This window comes from Paenibacillus sp. V4I9 (assembly GCF_030817295.1).
Classification (GTDB): domain Bacteria; phylum Bacillota; class Bacilli; order Paenibacillales; family NBRC-103111; genus Paenibacillus_E.
In genome coordinates this window covers 399890-419322 of the sequence record NZ_JAUSZE010000001.1, presented here as the reverse complement: position 1 = coordinate 419322, position 19433 = coordinate 399890, and the positions used below count along the sequence as shown (strand labels likewise).

The 19433-nt window shown below is 44.3% G+C and carries 20 protein-coding genes, 2 pseudogenes and 1 other annotated feature; of the genes and pseudogenes, 5 read left to right on the top strand and 17 right to left on the bottom strand.

What is annotated here, in order from left to right; genetic code table 11:
• Positions 1 to 137: 137 nt before the first annotated feature.
• A pseudogene (locus tag QFZ81_RS01985) lies at positions 138 to 2285 on the top strand (DNA topoisomerase III).
• A gap of 50 nt (positions 2286 to 2335) precedes the next feature.
• Here QFZ81_RS01985 and QFZ81_RS01980 read toward each other — a convergent pair.
• The 4 genes from QFZ81_RS01980 to QFZ81_RS01965 all read right to left on the bottom strand — a co-directional run bounded on the left by QFZ81_RS01980 (position 2336) and on the right by QFZ81_RS01965 (position 4333).
• Positions 2336 to 2674 (bottom strand): hypothetical protein, encoded by a 339-nt coding sequence (locus tag QFZ81_RS01980; protein WP_307434497.1) that lies wholly within the window; start codon positions 2672 to 2674, stop codon positions 2336 to 2338.
• 103 nt (positions 2675 to 2777) lie between these two features.
• Positions 2778 to 3248 carry a signal peptidase II gene (lspA, locus tag QFZ81_RS01975; protein WP_307601250.1) on the bottom strand — a complete coding sequence of 157 codons (471 nt, stop codon included), beginning with the start codon at positions 3246 to 3248 and terminating at the stop codon, positions 2778 to 2780.
• Positions 3249 to 3407: 159 nt separating this feature from the next.
• Complete coding sequence (locus QFZ81_RS01970; RefSeq protein ID WP_307434503.1) at positions 3408 to 4043, bottom strand: HAD hydrolase-like protein; 636 nt, start codon at positions 4041 to 4043, stop codon at positions 3408 to 3410.
• A complete protein-coding gene (locus tag QFZ81_RS01965) occupies positions 4037 to 4333 on the bottom strand; it encodes a hypothetical protein (RefSeq protein ID WP_307434506.1) in 297 nt (98 codons plus the stop codon). The genes QFZ81_RS01970 and QFZ81_RS01965 overlap by 7 nt, the downstream gene beginning before the upstream one ends.
• Before the next feature lie 161 nt (positions 4334 to 4494).
• On the opposite strand from QFZ81_RS01965, the gene QFZ81_RS01960 reads away from it, so the two are divergent.
• Positions 4495 to 5067, top strand: a complete 573-nt coding sequence (locus QFZ81_RS01960) for a CcdC protein domain-containing protein (protein ID WP_307601248.1) — start codon at positions 4495 to 4497, stop codon at positions 5065 to 5067.
• Between the two features lie 136 nt (positions 5068 to 5203).
• Positions 5204 to 5716: a CBO0543 family protein gene (locus tag QFZ81_RS01955; RefSeq protein WP_307601246.1), complete on the top strand. Its 513-nt coding sequence runs from the start codon at positions 5204 to 5206 to the stop codon at positions 5714 to 5716.
• A gap of 219 nt (positions 5717 to 5935) precedes the next feature.
• Here QFZ81_RS01955 and QFZ81_RS01950 read toward each other — a convergent pair whose 3' ends face one another.
• The 4 genes from QFZ81_RS01950 to QFZ81_RS01935 form a co-directional block, all read right to left on the bottom strand.
• Positions 5936 to 7435, bottom strand: coding sequence for a malate:quinone oxidoreductase (locus QFZ81_RS01950; protein ID WP_307601244.1), 1500 nt, complete (start codon positions 7433 to 7435; stop codon positions 5936 to 5938).
• A 293-nt stretch (positions 7436 to 7728) separates the two neighbouring features.
• Positions 7729 to 8148: a hypothetical protein gene (locus QFZ81_RS01945; RefSeq protein WP_307601243.1), complete on the bottom strand. Its 420-nt coding sequence runs from the start codon at positions 8146 to 8148 to the stop codon at positions 7729 to 7731.
• Positions 8149 to 8259: 111 nt separating this feature from the next.
• On the bottom strand, positions 8260 to 9345 hold the full coding sequence (asd, locus tag QFZ81_RS01940; protein ID WP_307434522.1) for an aspartate-semialdehyde dehydrogenase: 1086 nt from the start codon (positions 9343 to 9345) through the stop codon (positions 8260 to 8262).
• Between the two features lie 150 nt (positions 9346 to 9495).
• Positions 9496 to 9761 (bottom strand) — a binding site (T-box leader).
• A gap of 235 nt (positions 9762 to 9996) precedes the next feature.
• A complete protein-coding gene (locus tag QFZ81_RS01935) occupies positions 9997 to 10479 on the bottom strand; it encodes a CcdC protein domain-containing protein (protein ID WP_307601241.1) in 483 nt (160 codons plus the stop codon).
• A 275-nt stretch (positions 10480 to 10754) separates the two neighbouring features.
• Between QFZ81_RS01935 and QFZ81_RS01930 the strand changes: the two genes are divergently transcribed.
• Positions 10755 to 11537, top strand: coding sequence for an AraC family transcriptional regulator (locus QFZ81_RS01930; RefSeq protein WP_307434526.1), 783 nt, complete (start codon positions 10755 to 10757; stop codon positions 11535 to 11537).
• 112 nt (positions 11538 to 11649) lie between these two features.
• Here the strand turns inward: QFZ81_RS01930 and QFZ81_RS01925 are convergent, their stop codons facing one another.
• The 4 genes and pseudogenes from QFZ81_RS01925 to QFZ81_RS01910 form a co-directional block, all read right to left on the bottom strand.
• Positions 11650 to 12159 (bottom strand): hypothetical protein, encoded by a 510-nt coding sequence (locus QFZ81_RS01925; protein WP_307434531.1) that lies wholly within the window; start codon positions 12157 to 12159, stop codon positions 11650 to 11652.
• 131 nt (positions 12160 to 12290) lie between these two features.
• A complete protein-coding gene (locus QFZ81_RS01920) occupies positions 12291 to 13055 on the bottom strand; it encodes a phospholipase D-like domain-containing protein (RefSeq protein ID WP_307601239.1) in 765 nt (254 codons plus the stop codon).
• A 189-nt stretch (positions 13056 to 13244) separates the two neighbouring features.
• A pseudogene (locus tag QFZ81_RS37200) lies at positions 13245 to 13499 on the bottom strand (phospholipase D-like domain-containing protein); the annotation flags it as partial.
• Between the two features lie 230 nt (positions 13500 to 13729).
• Positions 13730 to 14344, bottom strand: a complete 615-nt coding sequence (locus QFZ81_RS01910) for a TetR/AcrR family transcriptional regulator (protein WP_307434539.1) — start codon at positions 14342 to 14344, stop codon at positions 13730 to 13732.
• A gap of 153 nt (positions 14345 to 14497) precedes the next feature.
• On the opposite strand from QFZ81_RS01910, the gene QFZ81_RS01905 reads away from it, so the two are divergent.
• On the top strand, positions 14498 to 15223 hold the full coding sequence (locus QFZ81_RS01905; protein WP_307434542.1) for an MBL fold metallo-hydrolase: 726 nt from the start codon (positions 14498 to 14500) through the stop codon (positions 15221 to 15223).
• Positions 15224 to 15356: 133 nt separating this feature from the next.
• Here QFZ81_RS01905 and QFZ81_RS01900 read toward each other — a convergent pair whose 3' ends face one another.
• The 5 genes from QFZ81_RS01900 to yyaC form a co-directional block, all read right to left on the bottom strand.
• Positions 15357 to 15776, bottom strand: a complete 420-nt coding sequence (locus QFZ81_RS01900; RefSeq protein WP_307601236.1) for an HIT family protein — start codon at positions 15774 to 15776, stop codon at positions 15357 to 15359.
• Between the two features lie 138 nt (positions 15777 to 15914).
• Positions 15915 to 16223, bottom strand: coding sequence for a hypothetical protein (locus QFZ81_RS01895; protein ID WP_307434547.1), 309 nt, complete (start codon positions 16221 to 16223; stop codon positions 15915 to 15917).
• 89 nt (positions 16224 to 16312) lie between these two features.
• Positions 16313 to 16612: an iron-sulfur cluster assembly accessory protein gene (locus tag QFZ81_RS01890; protein ID WP_307434550.1), complete on the bottom strand. Its 300-nt coding sequence runs from the start codon at positions 16610 to 16612 to the stop codon at positions 16313 to 16315.
• A 380-nt stretch (positions 16613 to 16992) separates the two neighbouring features.
• A complete protein-coding gene (locus QFZ81_RS01885) occupies positions 16993 to 18678 on the bottom strand; it encodes an ABC transporter ATP-binding protein (RefSeq protein ID WP_307434554.1) in 1686 nt (561 codons plus the stop codon).
• Between the two features lie 147 nt (positions 18679 to 18825).
• The gene (gene yyaC, locus QFZ81_RS01880) at positions 18826 to 19359 is read right to left on the bottom strand and encodes a spore protease YyaC (RefSeq protein WP_307434556.1); all 534 of its coding nucleotides are present in this window, start codon (positions 19357 to 19359) and stop codon (positions 18826 to 18828) included.
• Positions 19360 to 19433: the final 74 nt, after the last annotated feature.

The following is a 19433-nucleotide window of genomic DNA, read 5'->3' as shown; positions in this document are numbered from 1 at the left end:
CAATTTTCTCCTTTTTTTCAACATAAAAAAGCTCTCATCCGAATAGATTTGAGCTTCAGTTTCGAGCTGCAGCACATTGAAAAGCATGCTTTTTTCGCTTATGCTAATTTGTAAGCAGAAATGAGGTCATTTTCCCTATGAAAATTCTTGTACTCACCGAAAAACCAAGCGTCGCCAAAGAAATTGCCCGTGTCCTTGGCTGCAACCAAAAGCAAAAACACCATTATGAAGGTGCCAAATATGTCGTCACTTGGGCACTTGGCCATCTCGTTACCCTTGCCGAGCCTGATGATTACGATCCCAAGTACAAAACATGGAACCTGGAAGATCTCCCTATCATCCCTGAACGCATGAAGCTTAAGGTGATGAAGGAAACATCGCAGCAGTACCGTGCGATCGAACAGCTTAGCCGCCGGGGTGACCTTGCAGAGCTGGTCATAGCGACGGATGCGGGGCGCGAAGGCGAGCTCGTCGCGCGATGGATTATGGAGCTGATCCGCTGGAAGAAGCCGTTCAAACGGCTTTGGATCTCGTCGCAGACGGATCAGGCGATTCGCGAAGGCTTCGCGCAGCTGAAGCCGGGCACTGACTACAACCGGCTGTATCAAGCAGCCGTCTGCCGTTCCGAGGCCGATTGGCTGATCGGCCTGAATGTGACCCGCGCGCTGACCAGCAAGTTCGGCGCGTCCTTGTCTGCTGGGCGTGTGCAGACGCCCACGTTGGCCATGATGACGGGCCGTGAGGCGGAAATCCGGGATTTCCGATCCGTCGACTATTGGTTGATCGAAGCCGATCTGTGCTCTTTCCGCGCGGTGTGGCGAGACCCCAAAACAGGCGACACGCGCATTTTTGACCGCGAGCGTGCAGATGCCTTAAAAGCGAAGCTGCAGGGCCAGAGCGGCAAAATCCTGCACGTGCAAAAAACCGAAAAGCAGATTCCGCATCCGCTTGCTTATGACCTAACCGAATTGCAACGCGATGCTAACCGCAAATTTGGTTTTTCAGCTAAGCAGACGTCGAATGTGCTGCAAAGATTGTATGAGCAGTACAAGTTGGTCACCTATCCGCGTACCGATTCACGTTACTTGACCTCGGACATGGTGCCGACCCTGCTCGGCAGGCTCAAGGGTGCAGCCATTGGCCCCTACGCAGCGCTAGCGGCTCCTTTTATACGCAAACCGTTAACGATTACGAAACGCATTGTCGACGATACCAAGGTAAGCGACCACCATGCGATTATTCCTACTGGAGAAGCCATTTCACTCGCCACCTTAAGCGCTGACGAACGCCGTCTCTATGATCTCATTTTGCGGAGATTTCTAGCCTTATTCTGCGGTCCTTGCCGCTATGATGAAACCAAGCTGACTGTGGAAATAGCCGGAGAGAAGCTATATGCATCGGGTAAAGTGGTTAAACAAGCCGGTTGGAAAGACGTGTACGGAGCCACTGATTTCACCGATCCAGATCGGGAAGATACCGAGTCTGATGAAGACTCTGCTCAGCTGCTGCCCCAAGCTGCCGAAAAAGACGCCGTAACCGTCCGTAACGCCCGTCAATTAAGCCGCCAGACGAAACCGCCTGCTAGATACAACGAGGCCTCCTTGCTTTCTCAAATGGAAAAATGGGGCCTCGGCACGCCCGCTACACGCGCTGACATTATTGAGAAGCTTGTGTCTTCCGACACCATTGAACGTCAAGGCTCCTTACTCGTTCCAACTGGCAAAGGGACTCAGCTCATAGAGCTCGCTTCGGAGGAGCTGCGTTCTCCTGAGCTTACAGCCCGCTGGGAGCTGGAACTAGAACGCATTTCCAAAGGCAAAGGAAGCATGGAGCAATTCCTAAGCGGCATTCGCAAAAAAGCAGCCGAGCTGGTCGATGAGGTCAAGAAAAGCTCTGCGGCCTATAAGCCGCATAATTTAACGGGCAGCAAATGCCCGGATTGCGGGGAGTTTCTCCAAGAAGTAAAGGGGAAACGAGGCCGCTACCTCGTTTGTTCCAGCCGCGAATGCTCCTATAAACGCGAAGCTGATGGATAACTGACCAACCACCGCTGCCCGCAGTGTCATAAGAAAATGGAGATCCACACCGGCAAATCCGGCAAGTATTTCCAATGCCGTCCTTGCAACGTTGTCGAGAAAATAGACAATGAATCAACTGGCGGCGGCCGGCGCGCTTCTGCCAAAGCGAACCGTCAGTTGATCGAGAAGTTTTCCGATCAAACCCAGCTTGGCAACTCACTTGCTGACAAATTGATGGCTGCGCTGCAGCAGAAGAATGACGAGTAGCCAAATAAAAAAAACCAAGCGAGACTACTGTCGTCGCTTGGTTTAACTCTCTATTTACTACTCACAGCTACTGTTCCTTTTACCGCTAGTTGAAGCTGTTCCAAACTCGTAATTCCCAAACTAATGAGCGCTTCTCCCGCTTCCATGTGGACATTCGCTAGCATATGCATACTTGTATTGGGTACAAGTGATTTTCGGAATTCATGAAATAAGACAGCGTTGTACGTTTTAAGAACTGTCATGAATTCTACCGTTGGAGGGATAAATGAACGGATTTCGGAAGCTTTCCAGAAAAAATCCCTCACTAACATAATATCAGCACCCGTGCGTGTCAACTTTCGAATCATTGCAAAAAATTCATCGATCAATATCTGTTTATCCGGCCTCATGTGACCATCCTCCAGTTCAGCGTCTTCTCGTTCAAAAACCGTCTACTTGAAGGATATCATAAATAGTACTTTTGATCTACCTGTATAGTTTAATATACCTATATTATTGAAAATTTTTCTGTTTTGGTAACAGCTTATGCCGATATGAGAGAAACATATCCAGTACAAAAAACACCACACCCAAATTAATCGCTAAGTCAGCCAAATTCATCACACCATGGCCAGATCGAAAAACGATGAAGTCGGTCACTTTACCAAATAATAATCGTTCGATGCCATTACCAATAGCCCCGCCCACGAAAAATGCGGCACCAACCTCTTTGAAGAATCCTTGAAAGCTTCCTTTTTTTCTGTAATACAAAATAACAGCAATAATCACAACAGCAAGAATTCCTAAATAACGCGCTGAGCCCTGCAGCGAACTGCCTGCTGCTCCACTATTTTGATAATGCGAAAACGAAATGATGTCTTTATAAAACGGCATAGATTCGCCTACTTTTAAGATAGACCGAATCCACACCTTCGAAATTTGATCCACGGCTGTCACTACAAATATGATGAGATAAAATAACATTAGACGCCTCCTCCCGCAAATATCACCTCATAGATTCTATATTACATGATGACACCACTCGACTGCGAATGTTGCCAATAGCTCTTATAAAAGCAAACACAAATAACTACCTCAGACTCTGTCTGTGATAGCTATTTGCGCCCTCTTTTACCCTTCCTATCAGGTTAAGGACAGAAGTGTTTTTAGCAGCTCTCCGGGCGAGTTTACTAAGTAATCGGGCTTTCCGCTGAGCAGTAAATGCTGAGAGTCATAGCCCCAAGTAACGGCAACTATGGGAACGCCTAGTTTCCTGCAAGCTTCGATATCCCTTAATTCATCTCCAACATAGATCATCCGCGAGGGGGAAGTCCCCCATTGTTTCATTACTTTGCGAATCGAATGATGCTTACCAAAAATATGCTTAGCCGAAATGATTTCCTTGAACGCGCCATCCAGCTTATTATTTTTAAGAATCTGACGAATATTCACCTCGGAATTGGAAGAGAGTATGGAGCTTCTCATCCCTTGTGAGGAAACTCTGGCAATAACTTCTTTCATCCCAGGTACAATGTGAAGTGTACGAATATTTTCTTGATAGAGCTGTCTACCGGCCGTTACTAGCTTTGGAATTTGGAGTACCGGTACACCTAAGCGATCCACCCGCTCAGAGATTGAAAGTGATCTCAGAAGCGCAAGGTCTTGGTCTCGAATCCTGCGAAATTGATACTGCACGGCCATTTCATTATATAGCTTAACAAGTAATGCTCTAGAATCGACCAGTGTCCCATCAAAATCAAAGAGGATGTGTTTTACCATTCTGTTGTATATAGAAATAAGGCCGGACCCTCGGGCGGCACTTGGCGAATTTGATTATGAATAAACTCCTCTTGCGGATCCACAGCGATATGCGGATTGCTAACGACCCGTACATCTTCCCATACACAGGATACACCAAGTCCATGTTCATCGGCATCACCGGCAAACATTTTGCATCCTTTGCAAAATTGCTCTTTCTGTTGGTCGTCAAGCTTCACAATTTTATTACGAAGACAGCAGTAAATTTCATTCTCTGTATTACATACATTAACATGGGTGATTAGAGCCATTGACTGTCAACTCCTTGCGGCACTTTTTGTGTGTAATAGTAAGTTTATCGCGCTATCATTAAGTGTATGACTGTTTTTTGTAAACGAAATATTTTTTTCGCTGACAACCTGCCTAATTTGTTACAATAAGGAAAAAATACGTTTCTCTTGGAGGAAATCTCATGCAAAACTGGATGCACTATGCCATTCCTTTCCTACTCATTGGCCTTTTTATCTATCGAAGAACGAAGCGAACCATTGGTTTTCAAAAGTTATCACGAGGTAGACTTAAATTCCGACTCACTCTCTTTAGTATCCTCGGAGCTGTCATCTTCCTGCTAGGCTTTGTCCATCCCATCCATTTCATTGGTTATATAATCGGCCTAGCAGCAGGTATCGCACTCGGACTCACCGCGATTCGCCACACCCTTTTCGAACATCGTACGGACGGATGGTACTATCGCACCCACTTATGGATCGAAATTACGGTTCTGGTGCTATTTCTTAGCCGGATCGTTTATCGCTTGGCCTTTATCAGTCTTTCATCCAACTCAGCGCGCATGAATCCGGTAGATCCAACTCAATTTACCAAAGACCCACTGACCGCAGGTGTATTCTTCATTATTTTGTCTTACTACGTCTTATTTTTCAGTTATCTCCTTCGCGAAGAAGCCAAATTGGATCCAGCTCCTTTAGTCTCTGATGATACAAGTGATCTTTCGAATCCACAGGCAAACGTTAATGTGGTTAAGTAATCCCTAACTTCAAAGAAAACAAAGAGCAGTCCAAAACTAGAAAATATAGTTTTAGACTGTTTTTGTATTTATTGTATGAACGATGGATTAATTGGAATAATAAGGACTTAACATGAACAAAGGAGTTCGAAATCCCTTGGTTGCGATTTTATACTCGGTTTTATGGTTACTAGCAGCTCTTCGGTTTGCGGACCGAAAATGGGAGCAGTACTATCCAACACTCCTCTTTGCTGCGTTATGTAATGGTCTCTATGAGTTGATCTGTTATCAATATCAACTTTGGCAAATGGAGCCGAATGGGCTTCCGGTTGCCACGATTCCGATCCTATTGCTTATTCTGATTGGCATGCCTGTATCGACTTGGGTATACCTATCGAACTACCCGCGAAATCATAAACTTCTTTCCCAGGCTTATTACATCATCTTTTTCACTGGTATTTTTGTTTTGCTTGAATTTGTATCTGTGAAATGTGGAGCAATAACGTATCATAATGGATGGAACCTACTTTGGTCCTCATTTTTCGATATGATCATGTTTATCATGCTGCGTATTCATTATCGCAAACCGTTATTCGACTTGCTCATGTCGGGACCCTATACCGGATTATTAATGAGTATTTTTGATGTAGGTTTTGATAAAATGAAATGAACCTCGAAGCCGATTGGTCAGCTGCTTCGTTCTGACTCTGCATACACAAGATTATTATTGTCTTTATGCGTGTAAAGGTGAAATTTTAAAAACGCGATGCTAAAATGACATCGCGCTTTTAATGCTTGGGCCAGTTCCTATTCAATCCTGGAATGCCGCCCTTTGAAAAATGTTGCTTAAACTTGTTCATTAAATACCTTTGTTTCTACATCCAAAGAACTAACCATAGACTAGCTCTTTTTCGCTTAGACCAAGCGTCTCTGCTGTTGAAGTATGAATTTCGTGCAGAAGCTCTGGATTTTCCATTAGTGACACGCCATAAGAAGGAATCATTTCTTTAATTTTCGGTTCCCACTCTTTCATATGTTGCGGGAAGCATTTTTTAATTACCTCAAGCATAACGTGAACAGCAGTAGAAGCACCTGGAGAAGCACCTAGTAATGCTGCAATCGAGCCATCAGCGGAACTAATAACTTCCGTGCCAAATTGAAGTGTACCTTTACCGCCTGCTTCAGTATCTTTGATAACTTGCACACGTTGGCCCGCTGCTACTAAATCCCAATCCTCGCTTTTGGCGTTCGGGATAAACTCTCGCAACTCTTCCATGCGCTTTTCTTTCGATAACATAACTTGCTCGATCAGGTATTTTGTCAATGACATATTTTTTGCACCTGCCGACAACATCGTTACGAGATTATCCGGTTTTACGGAAGTTACCAAATCAAACATTGAACCTGTTTTTAAAAACTTTGGTGAGAAGCCGGCAAATGGTCCAAATAGCAATGATTTTTTATTGTCGATAAATCTTGTGTCAAGATGCGGAACAGACATTGGAGGAGCTCCAACCTTAGCTTTACCGTATACTTTTGCATGATGCTGCGCTACAACATCCGGATTATTACACACCATAAATATTCCGCTTACCGGGAATCCTCCAATATGTTTTCCTTCAGGAATGCCGCATTTTTGCAGTAAATGCAGGCTTCCTCCCCCGCCACCGATAAAGACGAATTTTGCAGTATGGCGTTCGACGTTACCGCTGTCATTTCGTACTTTCAATTCCCACGAGCCGTCTCTAGTACGTTTAATATTATCAACGCTATGTTTGTATTTGATATCGACGTTTTTACTCTTTAAGTGGTCAAACAAAATGCGCGTTAAAGCGCCAAAGTTGACATCAGTTCCAGAGTCGATTTTTGTTGCAGCTATAGGTTCATTCGATGGACGATCTTGTATAATAAGCGGAATCCATTCCATCAGTTTTCCAGGATCATCGGAAAATTCCATCCATTGAAATAGAGGATTATTTGACATCGCTTCAAAACGTTTCTTTAAAAACGTTACATTTTGTTCCCCTTGTACCATACTCATATGTGGCAATGGCATGATAAAGTCCTGCGGATTACGTATCAGCTTGCTGTTTACAAGATAAGACCAAAACTGCATTGAAAGCTGAAACTGTTCATTAATTTGGATAGCTTTGCTAATATCTATAGATCCGTCTGGTTTTTCGACAGTGTAGTTAAGCTCGCACAGTGCCGCATGCCCTGTTCCTGCGTTATTCCATTCGTTAGAGCTTTCTTCTCCTGCATTTTCGAGCTTCTCAAACACTGTAATTTCCCATTCCGGTACTAATTCTTTCAGAAGTGTCACTAAAGTCGCACTCATGACTCCGGCACCAATTAAGATGACGTCTGTTTTAGTTTCTCTGTTGCTCATTTTTACCATCCTTATACCCTAAATTTGCAGAAAGGATGTAGGCGCTCCTGCTTAGGCGTCACACCAAACCAAGGCGCGAACTAGTCACACACCTTTTCTGTTTCAATTATAACCATATCATAGTGTATTACAATTATTTATAGATTAAAATATCTACTATTATCTGATTATTATAAGCTATTTAATAGCTGGTGAAAAGTGAGAAATCCGTCCACAAGGTCCTAGGAACACACAAAAACCAAAGCCTTAACCCAGCTTCTTGCAAGGATTAAGGCTTTGGTTTGCCGTTAACATTACTTATTCACTTTAATATGGTTATCATACCATTCCCTACCAGAAGCCCACTTTTTAGAAGCAGGATTCTCTTTTAGTATTTCAGAACAGGCGATTGCCATAATATATTCTTCTAATCCATTTTTATCACTATTAGCAAATTTGTCGAGCATATAATTTAAAGACTTTTCTCCTTGCATAACAATGTATTTGTAATCCTTATTACTATCTACACCCTTAATATAGTCATAAGGATTAGAGGATAGTGATACTGTATTATCTTTTGGGCTAGTAATATTGTTAAGTTTTTCATCGATTGTTTGCTCAAAGGTTATATCCGATGTATCCGATGCAACTTTCTTTACAGAGCAACCAATCAAACTAAATAAAAATAAAACAGTGAGACTTATAACCATCACGTTCATTAATCTTTTTCTCATAAATTTCTCCTTTCTATTCCTCCAATCTTTCATTTTTTCTGTTTATATAACCGTTCAGATTGTTATTATCATGTAATCTAATCAGTCTTTTTCAATTATAGCTATATACTTCTATTTTGCCTGAATGTACCCTTCCGCTTTAAGCAGTTCGGCGATCAGAACAGCACCGCCAGCTGCTCCGCGTAATGTATTATGTGATAGTCCTACAAATTTAAAATCGTATATTGAATCCTCGCGCAATCTCCCCGCAGAAACACCCATTCCGCGCTCAATCTCACGATCAAGTTTAGTCTGTGGCCTGTTCTCTTCTTCAAAATAAGTAATGAACTGTTTTGGGGCGCTTGGCAGACCAAGCTCCTGCGGTCGACCTTTGAATTGCAGCCAGCGATTAAGAATTTCTTCCTTAGAAGGTTTTTTCTCAAACGATACAAATACGGTAGCCAAATGCCCATCCGTTACTGGAACGCGAATACACTGCGTTGTAATTAAAGGCGCACTTGCTTTAATAATTTCATCATTTACAATGCTGCCCCATATACGCAGTGGCTCCTGCTCGCTTTTTTCTTCCTCACCGCCAATATAAGGAATGACATTATCTAACATGTCAGGCCAATCGGTAAAGTTTTTACCGGCTCCGGAAATCGCCTGATACGTCGATGCAACCACTTTTGTAGGTTTATAATCTAGCAGTGCATGAAGGGCCGGCACATAGCTCTGGATTGAACAGTTGGGCTTAACGGCAATAAAACCGGTTGAGGTTCTAAGCCGCTTTCTCTGTGCAGCAATCACTTCAATATGCCCTGGATTAACTTCCGGAATGACCATCGGGATATCAGGCGTCCAGCGATGAGCCGAATTATTGGAAATAACGGGTGTGCCCGTTTTTGCGTATGCCTCTTCCAACGCTTGAATTTCATTCTTTTTCATATCCACTGCACAAAAAATAAAATCGACCTGACCGGCAACTTCCTCCACTTTCGATGCATCCTGAATCACGATATTTTTCACTTCTTCAGGTATTGGGCTAAACAACTTCCATCTGCCTTGCACAGATTCTTCATATGTTTTACCTGCCGAACTGCTACTAGCGGCGATGGCCGTTACTTTAAACCAAGGATGCTGATCCAGCAACTGAACAAACCGCTGACCAACCATACCTGTTCCTCCGACAATACCAACCTTCAGTTTTTCTGACATAAGATATTCAAATCCTTTCAAAATAGCATGATTAAGGGGAGCCCCTAAAATATATATTCAAACAATCTGATTCGGTGTACCGCATATTACACATGAGCTGTACTTCATCTGCTCAATAAAAAAAATCCCACCCCCAAGACTATAGTCAGTCTTAGGGACGAGATTGTATATACTCGTGGTACCACCCCAAATTCGCTAATATGTCGCCATATCAGCCTCTTCAAGTACGGCACTACCATGTAATGCGTATACTTTAGCTCTGTAACAGGAGCTCCTGACACACCATCACCCTTTTCAAAAGGATCCGATGTGCTGCTCTGAGGCTTTTTTCAATAAAGTACTCTTTACTCCTTTTCAGCAAACGGAGCTCTCTGTGAAAGATTTCATTTATTTACTCTTCTCTTCATCGCATTTGAATATTGCGATTATATTATCAAATAACCATTGTAAGGTAAACATAATTTTTGAAAATTCGAAAACTTTACAAAGTTTGAACATAACTACCCTTTACTTGAGAAGTAACAAATTCTAGTGGAGCACCGTTATCTAGCAATTGACATGCATAGGTGTGGCTGATTCGATGAGGATATACATTGGCAGTAATTTCCCCGCGTTGTGCTGGCTTATTACCTGACTCTTGTCATTATTGTGTTAAACATTCAGTACAGCTTGCTTCGAAGAGCTGACACCTTTGAATTTAATAAAACTAATGATCCGCCATGTTGCAATGTAGCCAAAGGTCATCAGGTTGCACATAAAGCTAAGTGTGCTTGGATCGATTGATTTTATAGTCGCAATCGCGAGGAAACGCAGTGCAAAGATCACGATCAGCAGCACAAAGACCGTTTTGTTACGCTTAATAAACGTGTTGCCATTGTCTCGAACTTCAAAGTTGGTCGTCACGATAAGCGGAATCGAAATCATCATACCGATCAACAAAGCAATGATTACTTGCTCTTCGCGGATATGCAGCGATGGATCGAACAATTGCATAAGCGAAGTAGAAATGTATAGGATAGGCAGCAGCAACGTTACTCCCGATTTTTTTAGCGGCTTACGCATGCCACTTAATTGTCCACGCAGGATGAAAAAGAAAATCAAAGCCGAAATCATCAACGATACAGTTGAATTCATAGTAATGTACACTCCCTTAAAGGATTTTATAGTCTTATTATCACCTTTAAGGGAGTGTTTCAAAAGTGAATCAAGTCATCGGATCGAGGTGACAATTGTCATATTCGTGCAACTATGAACTTAAAACGCCATCTTTCCAGTGATATTCATCGGCAAAGCATCCGCCCGGCCAACGGAGCACAGGGATTTCAAGTTGCTTCAACGCTTGTTAATTCAGAAACAATAAATTATAATAGCCAAAAACTGACCTATCGTGCTTTTTAAGGAGATGCAGGATGATTCAATTAATTAGTTGCGGATATAATTTTAAACATTGGGATGGGGTCACTATTGACCGTCCGGTAGGAGCAGGGAATTATGCCTTTGTTCTTTTTAAAAGCAATTCAGAAGTTATTCTCGACGGCAAGTCATTCGTGGCCGAAAAAAATTCCTATCTCATATTTCAACCTTCAACCCCCCATCTTTACAGGGAATTGGAAAAACCATTTGTCAACGACTGGTTCCATTGTGACGGCACTGAAATTCAGGATTTCCTTTTGGAGTTGAATTTCCCCCTTGACACGCCCGTCAAGGCTGCAGATCCGCTATTAATTACAAAATGCATCATGGAATTACATAGCATCAACCAGTTGGGCGGCCCGCTGCGCGATAAAATCATTGATTCGGATATAAGAACTCTTTTTATGAAGCTTCGTAATCTGCTTGACAGACCCACCTTGCCCGACAAGACAAGTCGATATTTTAGCCAATTTTCCGAGCTGCGCAATGAGCTCTACAGTTCGCCTCAAACGAATAGGTCCGTAGAAAAGCTTGCTTCGTGCATGAATTTAAGTAAATCTTATTTCCAACATATTTATAAGGAACTATTCGGGTGTTCTGTGGTTATAGACATCATTAACAGCAGGCTGGAATACGCCAAGTATCTTTTGGAGAACAGTTCGTTATCCATCGCCGCCATTTCCAAAATGTGCGGATATGAGAATGATACCCACTTTATGCGCCAGTTTAAAAAATTCGTTGGCTTTACTCCTAGTCAATTCAAGTCCGGACGCAAATAAGGTGACTTGTTGATGGGAAGAAACTCTAAATTCCAAAACAAAAAACCGCTAAACCCAGCACGAAGTCATCTTCATGTCGAGGTTGCGGTTAAAAAAACATGGATGTTTTTTCTTACTCAGTCCCGCCTATCATTGGCAGGGCTGCGTAACTAGGAGATGAGAGCTCGTTTTGCATTTTCTTAAAATGAATTTGTAACGAGCCAAAAAATACTTTTCCCTGATTGTAGTGAAGCTCACATTTATACCCGTACGAACGGGATGCCGATTGCAGCGCTTTATAACCTGGTAATGCAGTGACCAAAGTGGTAATCCGTTTAATAATATGGTTAGGTACTTTCGTAAACATCGTCGCGTGTATCCCATCGGCAACCGATACAAAGCTAGGAAATGTACGCTTGTCGAAATGCGAAAGTGTAACAAAATCGGCGCCAATTGCCAGCATATCTTTGTTCAAACGGTTTAAATTTATGGTGATATCCTTGTAAAAATAAATGCCAAAACCGATTTTGTTCGTTAATGGGTTCAAGCATTTTTTCCATCTCAACAATGTAGCTGCTGTATAAGTCTCAAGTTGATCCATAAATGAATGCCAGTGAATTAGTGATCTCAAACTTTTTTTCATTAAGTTCTCCTTCATTTCTATATGTTTACGTAATTTAGGTGTTTATTTTATTTGACTCTAGAACAAGAAGGATTGTTCACAAATAGCATTGGTAAATGAAGGGAGTGCCCTTGAGGGCAGCCTCTTTTCATCTATTTGCCGTAAGTTGTCGGGTCTAGGGTGAATGCAAGACTTTTCCAGTTGAAATCTCCTCGCGCTCCACGGAGTCGGTTTTCATGAGCAATGTTCCGGTAAAGTTGAAGCGCCTTGCGGTCGGTTAACTGTAGAGTGTCTTGACCTAGGTGTTCGGACAATAGTTGACGGCGGAGTGAACGCACCACTTTGGGGTCCCAAAACGCAGCGTTCATCTCCGTATGACCAAAGAGTGAATTCCAGTGAAGGTTGCAGGAACCGATTGTCGCCCACGCGTCGTCGATCAGCATTATTTTGGCATGTACATAAATATTGCTGCGCTCCCCCTGTCCATTCAGCCCTGCTATTCCAACAAGTGCGAAATTCTCGTATCGGCCAAGCGCTTCTAAAGAATCGAAGAAGCTTTTGCTATCCGGATGTTGACGGGATGCGCGCACGTATGGCTCGGGCTCAGCTGGAACGAGGAGGACGACGTCCACGCCACGTTTTAGTGCCTCCTCCAGTCTGGCAGAGATCTCCGGAACTGGGAGAGCCTGATTCTCGATGTAGATTGAGCTGCGAGCGGCATCGATCGCTTGTTTGTACTGCCCGAAAATGGATCGCTCGCCTGCAGCAATATCGAAGGAAGAACCCCCGGGAGTTGGATAACTATTACTGTAACGGCCCGCATACACGTTCCTTTGAATCTGCACCTGGCTGTCTCCTCGAGGAACGGATACGCGTGTAGGGAAAGTCAACTCGTCATCGCCATTGTGGCCCCACACTCCGCCTTCCTCCATTCTCTCGCTAGCCTCGTTCCATCTTTGCACGAAACTATGGTGCACGTCGGTCGCGGATGGTCCTATTACTTCGACAAAGACGTCGTGGCGTTGCCCCTCGCCCATGTGGCCTGGTTCGAAGGACTTGAATGTCGGATTAATTCCACCGATAAATGTCGTCTCGGACGAATGTCCTGCATCGATCAGCCAACATTTTTGATGTTGGCAGAAGTAACCATGAGCACGGTCCCAACGGGCACGGAAAAGCGAACCACGCGCAGCGAGCATTTCACGGTTATCGTGAGATACTGGGAAGGCTTGGCCATACCCACTGCTCTCCAAATTTGGGCGCCAGAAAATGACGCGTACATCCAATCCACGAGCAACCGCACGGTCCAGCACATCGAACAGGGTACCGCGATCATCTGGCATCTGGAAATCCGGATCCATGAAAGTAATGGTGAGCCAGACACTGTGCTGTGCTGTTTCGATAGCCTCACAAATGCGCCGAAAAGTGGGAGCACTATCCACAAGCGGACGAACAATATTACCGTGCCGTACGGGATAAGAACCGGATTCGAGAAATGGTATATGTGGCTCCGAACCGGCGACGGTTGAGACCTCGGTTTTGCTCATAATTTCCCCCTTAATACTCATCTCACCAAAATCGATTTCTAATTTTATTGCAGGTTTTCGAGCGATACTACTTCTATATATGTGTTCAGTAGATTCCGAAGTTGTTGCATAACAAACCCTACATGTTTACTATCTCTGCTCAATTTGCTTGCCATCACACTGCCTTCGAGTGAAGAAATGATAAATGATGATAGTGACTCAACATCTACATCTGATCGGAATTCTCCAACAGATATCCCATGTTTTAAAATACCTTGGACGAGGCTTAACATCTCCTCATACGCGGCTAAAGCTTTATCACGCAGGATTGGAAAGGTATCATCGCTTTCAACTGCCGTATTAAGCAAAGGACACCCGCCTTTTATTGGGGGATTGTTCACGGGATCAATATGTACATTACATACAGCCATTATTTTGTCTATCGCTGTATCCGCATTATTTATGGCCGATGATAATTGTTCCATCAAAACCTGCCCCGCATATTCAAACGCTTCCACCGCGATTTCATCTTTGTTAGAGAATCTTCGATAAATCCCTCCTTTTGTTAATCCTGTAGCCTCTATGATGTCTTGTATCGATGACCCGGCATACCCCTTTTGATTAAATAATTCAGCGGATTTACTAATGATATGTTGTCGTGTTTTCTCATCTTTACGCATTTTCCAGTCCCCCATACATCCCAAATAGCATTTGAAATACATTGTAACATTTCTCTTGCATTTAACTAAATATTGGAGTAGCATAATACCGAACCGTACGGTTCGGTTCGGTATTTTTATCTTGGGTTAGTCACCAGAGAGGACAATGAAATTATGAACACTGTAAAAATCGTCCGCATTCCAATCCTCCCCATGCACATGGTAAATTCCCACTTACTTGTGGGCCCTGACGGATGCATTCTAATCGATGCGGGACTACCCGGGTCTGAGAATAAAATTAAAAAGGCCTTAGCTAAAGAAAGACTTACTTTCAAAGACATCAAACTCATCGTCGTGACCCATGCGCATGTAGATCATGCCGGAAGTGCAGCAGTAATTCGCGAGCTATCAGGAGCACCTATATTGGCTCACGAGGGGGATGCTAAACATTTTAATCGAGAAACGCCAATGACTTTTTGCCCAACCGGTTGGTTTGGCCGTTTATTTATCAAGACACCATTAATGCTCGAGCCGTATATCGGTTTTGAACCCGATATTCTGCTTACAAAGCATGATGTTATCGACTTGGAGCGGTACGGAGTTCCGGGGATGGTTAAGCACACACCTGGGCATACAGTTGGCTCTGTCTCTATAGAGCTTGCTTCTAATGAAGCTTTGGTCGGTGACCTTGTCGCTTCAGGAATTTTGTTAGGCGGTATCGTAAGAACCAATCGTGCCATACGTCCACCATTCGAAGATGACCCGCACACAGTAGCCCGTGAATTGACCCGCCTGCTTGATTCTGGAATCGAAAAATTCTACATGGGGCATGGTGGTCCGTTAAAGGCTTCCGAGATCCAACGTCATACCCAGTCTCTCATGATGCTGCCAAAAAAATAAAATGCGCCTACGTCCACGCTATTCTTTGGTGAGCAAAGGCTGCCATAGAATCATCCTCCGGCAGCCTCAAACTAATCATATGATTCACTCTTGGAACTAAAGTAAGGACCACATAAGCCAGTTTCGTGGGTTATTACATATGTGTATTTAACACATTTAAGATTTTATCTCTAGTTTCTCCTAAACGTTTTTCTGCACCATTTGGGAATAGCGGTTCGCTCCAGGTGAATCCGTCACCCTTGTATCTTGGAATAATATGCATATGATAATGCGTTAAGTCGTTAAACACTCCGCCGTTCTGGCATAAAGAAATGCCGTCTGGCTGAAATATTTGTTTTAATATCTTAGTTATTTTCATTGAAGTATCCATTATGCAGTGAGCAGTGCCAGTATCCATATCCTCGAAATCCCAAAAATGTTTTTTGGGGAGTATTAGCGTATGACCCTCGTTAAATGGAGCGATATCAAGAACACAGGTTATCAACTCATTCTCGAAAATAATATTTACGTTTGGCTCCATCCCATTAGAAATGCGACACCCCAGGCAATCCATCCCTATCTCTCCATTCTTATAGAATTCAACACTACATCTAGCCCCAAACCAGCACAAAAGCACAATGGATCAGGAACTATTTTCTCCTGGTTCATTGTGCTTTTGTGTATCTGGCCTAGAAATGAAACGCCTCAATAATTACCCTTCCAGCACATCCGCCGCCAATTCGCCCGCAACCTCAATCATCTTGGGAATTACTGCTTCATTTGTTCCGGATACGTAAATATCTCCCTGATAATGCCGAAATGGGACCATTATATCGCCATAGCTCCACAAGAAAAAATCTCCCTCAATGGACATGCTGGTAGAGCCTGTTACCGTAAACACTGAGGTATAGGAAAAATCAGGTTTGGACGTAAAATACTGCTTGCACTCTTCTAAAGATATTATTTTCGACGAATTGTCCTTTTCCTGAAATGCTCTTGTAATTCGATAGCGTTGACTCATTGAAATTCCTCCATGATCGTTCAATATAAAAATAACCCATGTGTAGAAACATGGGGGTTCTCAACAATTTTAGTTAAGCAAGCATGCGCTTATTTTTCAAGAAATCCTGTTGAAGGGTTCGTTATGAAAAAACCTTCTTCAGGTACATGAAAATATTGAATCCAAACCCCATCTAAAAGGTCTTCTCGTTTATCTAGTAAAATTTTAATATCTTTGTCTGTTTCTACGATCTCATCATGTTCAGTAGGTGTATCCAGCATCACATCATAATGAGCATGTTCTCCATGATTCAGTGTAATAAATACACGAATCATCTTCCCTTCCGCTTCTTCACTACTCAACATATTTTTTAAGACCTTAGCGGCATTTCGATTGATTTTACATTTCATGTTTTACGACCCCTATTCATTTTTTATACTGTAATACTATTAGTTACAGAAAAGTTTGTCAAGATATTCGAATTTTAGCTACCTATCTCTTTCTCATCAAATGATAATCCTTTTACTTCAATAAGCCGTGACACCTTTGTTAATCTTATTCCCCTGATGTTGAGTCGTTATTCTTTAAGTTATTTCTTCCCGTGTAACAGAATATCAAGCGTAAGAGCAATAGGCACCCTCTTGGACTCTAAAATCATTCTAGCTTCTTCAATAGTCTCACAATCCTTTTTGTTGGTACATTTATGAAAAGTGGCTGTCTCAAAAAGTCTATTGACCTTTTGGGACAGCCTCCCTACCATGACTTATCAACCGCCGTAACCGCGTACAGCCTACTCCTCAGCAGCGTGAGCGAACTGCGTGCTGTACAGCCGTGCATACAGCCCATCCTGTGCAAGCAGCTCGCTGTGCGTGCCCCGCTCCACGACGCTGCCCGCTTCGATCACCAGAATGTGATCGGCGGCCAGCACCGTGGAGAGCCGGTGCGCGATCACGAGCGTCGTGCGCCCTTGCATCAGCTCCTCGAGCGCCGACTGCACATAGGACTCGGACTCCGAGTCCAAGTGCGACGTCGCCTCATCGAGGATGAGGATGCGCGGGCGCTTTAGGATCGCGCGAGCAATCGCGATCCGCTGGCGCTCGCCGCCGGAGAGCCGGTGGCCGCGCTCTCCCACCATCGTGTCGTACCCTTCGGGAAGCGACACGATAAAGTCGTGGATGTAGGCCTGCCGACAAGCGGCCTCCATCTCCTCACGCGTTGCGTCCTCCCGCGCGAAGCGCAGGTTGTCGCCAATCGTCGCGTGGAACAGAAACGACTCCTGCGTCACATACGCGATCTGCTCGCGCAGCGAAGCCAGTTGAACGTCGCGGACGTTCACGCCATCGACCTCGACGACACCCGACGTCGAGTCATACAGCCGCGCGATCATGCCGATCAGCGTCGATTTCCCCGCGCCGCTTGGCCCGACGAGCGCGACCATTTCACCCGGCTGCGCCTCGAACGTGACGTCCCGCAGCGCGTACTGCCCTGGCTTATAAGCAAAAGAAACCTGCTTATAAGCCACCCGACCCGCGACCTTCGTCAGCGGCGCGGCCCCGACTGAGTCCATGACATCCGGCACCATGTCCTGGTACTCGAAGATACGCTGGAATACGCCAAGCGCAGTGGCTACCTCGACATGTAGGTTCAGCAGCATACCTACAGGCATGTACAATCGCCCAAGATACGCCGCGAACGCGACGATCGATCCCAGCGTCATGCTGCCGGATATGACGGAGTAGCCGCCATACATATAAATAATCGCTGTGCCTAACGGCCCCAGCGTACTCGTCGCCATCCCGAACCAGCGGCCAACCAGATTGAGCCGCAGCTCCAAATCCATAACCTTCTGGTTCATGGCCGTAAACTCGATCTCCTGCTGCCGTTCTCTACCGAAGATACGCGTCAACAAGGCACCGGAGATTCCGAAATTTTCACTAAGTTGAGAAGTAATATCGGAACGCACTTTCTGTGTTTCCGTGCGCAGCGATTTCCTTAACCTCGATACTTTTTTCACAGGCAGCACAAACAGCGGAAGAATAAGCACGGAGATAATGGCCAGCTTCCAATCAAGGGCAAACAAAATACCAATGGTCGAAACAACAATGACAATCTGTGTAATCGAGGACACAACCAGCGAAGTCACGACACTCTGCACAGCCTGTACGTCTCCCGTAATCCGTTGAACAATTTCTCCCGACCGAGCATCCGTAAAGAATGCCATCGATTGCCGCTGCAAATTATGAAACAAAGACTGTCCTAAATCCCGAATAACCCCTTGGGTTACTTTGGTATTGAGATGATTTTGCCACACCCCAAGTACTCCGCTTAGAACGGGAAGTACAATCATAAGCATCGCCATTCCTGCCAAAAGCTTCATATTGCCCAGCGGGATCGCTTTATCAATAATTTCTTTCATAACAAGAGGTGGGATTAAACCTATCAAGGCTGCAAACAGCGCCAACCCTATTATCGCCATTAGTTGTCCCCAATACCCTTTGAACAACCGTAAAATCCTTCTAACCGAAACATCCTTTAACTTCGCTTTAGGCCGATTCCTATCGGAAAGCCGCCCCATTCCACCTGGTCCCACTAATCATCTCTCCGTTCTACCCTAAGCTGCCTTCTAAATGGGAAAAGCATGCTCGATTGCCTTCGTCACTTCATTAGCCATCTTCAACACGCTGTACAGCGATGTCGTTTGTAGAACACTATACTGCCTAGGACCGTCTGCATTGACGATAGCAGCGATCGTATAATCTCCAACTTGAGGCAGCACCTTCCCTACTGACTTCCCCGGAGCCAAAGGCTGATTAGACACCTGATACATGCCCACTGACAGCTTTTGTCCCAAACAAGCATCAATCGCTATCACCACACAGCCATGTGGAATTCCCTGCAAACGCGCTGCTAAGTTACTAGCATCACAAGGCGCTTCAAGTGTTCCTATCACATGCGGATACCCCAGTTCCATAAGTCTGCTCCCTACAAGCGGGCCCAGTGAATCGCCTGTAGATCGATCTGTTCCTATACATACAAAAGCCAACGAATCCGGCTTCATCACCGACTTTTTCCCAATTGCCTTGAGAAAGATGGCCAACTGCTCGCCATTCATCTTTTTCCAATACTGCTCCCGCGGTTCAATCCGTTCTTCCCCCATCAGATCCTCCCTTAACACGCATCCAGCAAAATTTCCCCTCACTCGTGATGAATGATATAATGCGGTCAACTTCT

Coding starts and splice junctions, on each gene's coding strand:
- QFZ81_RS01980 (WP_307434497.1), bottom strand. CDS start 2,674: ATGAGGCCGGATAAACAGATATTGATCGATGAATTTTTTGCAATGATT.
- lspA (WP_307601250.1), bottom strand. CDS start 3,248: ATGTTATTTTATCTCATCATATTTGTAGTGACAGCCGTGGATCAAATT.
- QFZ81_RS01970 (WP_307434503.1), bottom strand. CDS start 4,043: ATGGTAAAACACATCCTCTTTGATTTTGATGGGACACTGGTCGATTCT.
- QFZ81_RS01965 (WP_307434506.1), bottom strand. CDS start 4,333: ATGGCTCTAATCACCCATGTTAATGTATGTAATACAGAGAATGAAATT.
- QFZ81_RS01960 (WP_307601248.1), top strand. CDS start 4,495: ATGCAAAACTGGATGCACTATGCCATTCCTTTCCTACTCATTGGCCTT.
- QFZ81_RS01950 (WP_307601244.1), bottom strand. CDS start 7,435: ATGAGCAACAGAGAAACTAAAACAGACGTCATCTTAATTGGTGCCGGA.
- QFZ81_RS01945 (WP_307601243.1), bottom strand. CDS start 8,148: ATGAGAAAAAGATTAATGAACGTGATGGTTATAAGTCTCACTGTTTTA.
- asd (WP_307434522.1), bottom strand. CDS start 9,345: ATGTCAGAAAAACTGAAGGTTGGTATTGTCGGAGGAACAGGTATGGTT.
- QFZ81_RS01935 (WP_307601241.1), bottom strand. CDS start 10,479: ATGAATTCAACTGTATCGTTGATGATTTCGGCTTTGATTTTCTTTTTC.
- QFZ81_RS01930 (WP_307434526.1), top strand. CDS start 10,755: ATGATTCAATTAATTAGTTGCGGATATAATTTTAAACATTGGGATGGG.
- QFZ81_RS01925 (WP_307434531.1), bottom strand. CDS start 12,159: ATGAAAAAAAGTTTGAGATCACTAATTCACTGGCATTCATTTATGGAT.
- QFZ81_RS01910 (WP_307434539.1), bottom strand. CDS start 14,344: ATGCGTAAAGATGAGAAAACACGACAACATATCATTAGTAAATCCGCT.
- QFZ81_RS01905 (WP_307434542.1), top strand. CDS start 14,498: ATGAACACTGTAAAAATCGTCCGCATTCCAATCCTCCCCATGCACATG.
- QFZ81_RS01900 (WP_307601236.1), bottom strand. CDS start 15,776: ATGGATTGCCTGGGGTGTCGCATTTCTAATGGGATGGAGCCAAACGTA.
- QFZ81_RS01895 (WP_307434547.1), bottom strand. CDS start 16,223: ATGAGTCAACGCTATCGAATTACAAGAGCATTTCAGGAAAAGGACAAT.
- QFZ81_RS01890 (WP_307434550.1), bottom strand. CDS start 16,612: ATGAAATGTAAAATCAATCGAAATGCCGCTAAGGTCTTAAAAAATATG.
- QFZ81_RS01885 (WP_307434554.1), bottom strand. CDS start 18,678: ATGGCGATAATAGGGTTGGCGCTGTTTGCAGCCTTGATAGGTTTAATC.
- yyaC (WP_307434556.1), bottom strand. CDS start 19,359: ATGGGGGAAGAACGGATTGAACCGCGGGAGCAGTATTGGAAAAAGATG.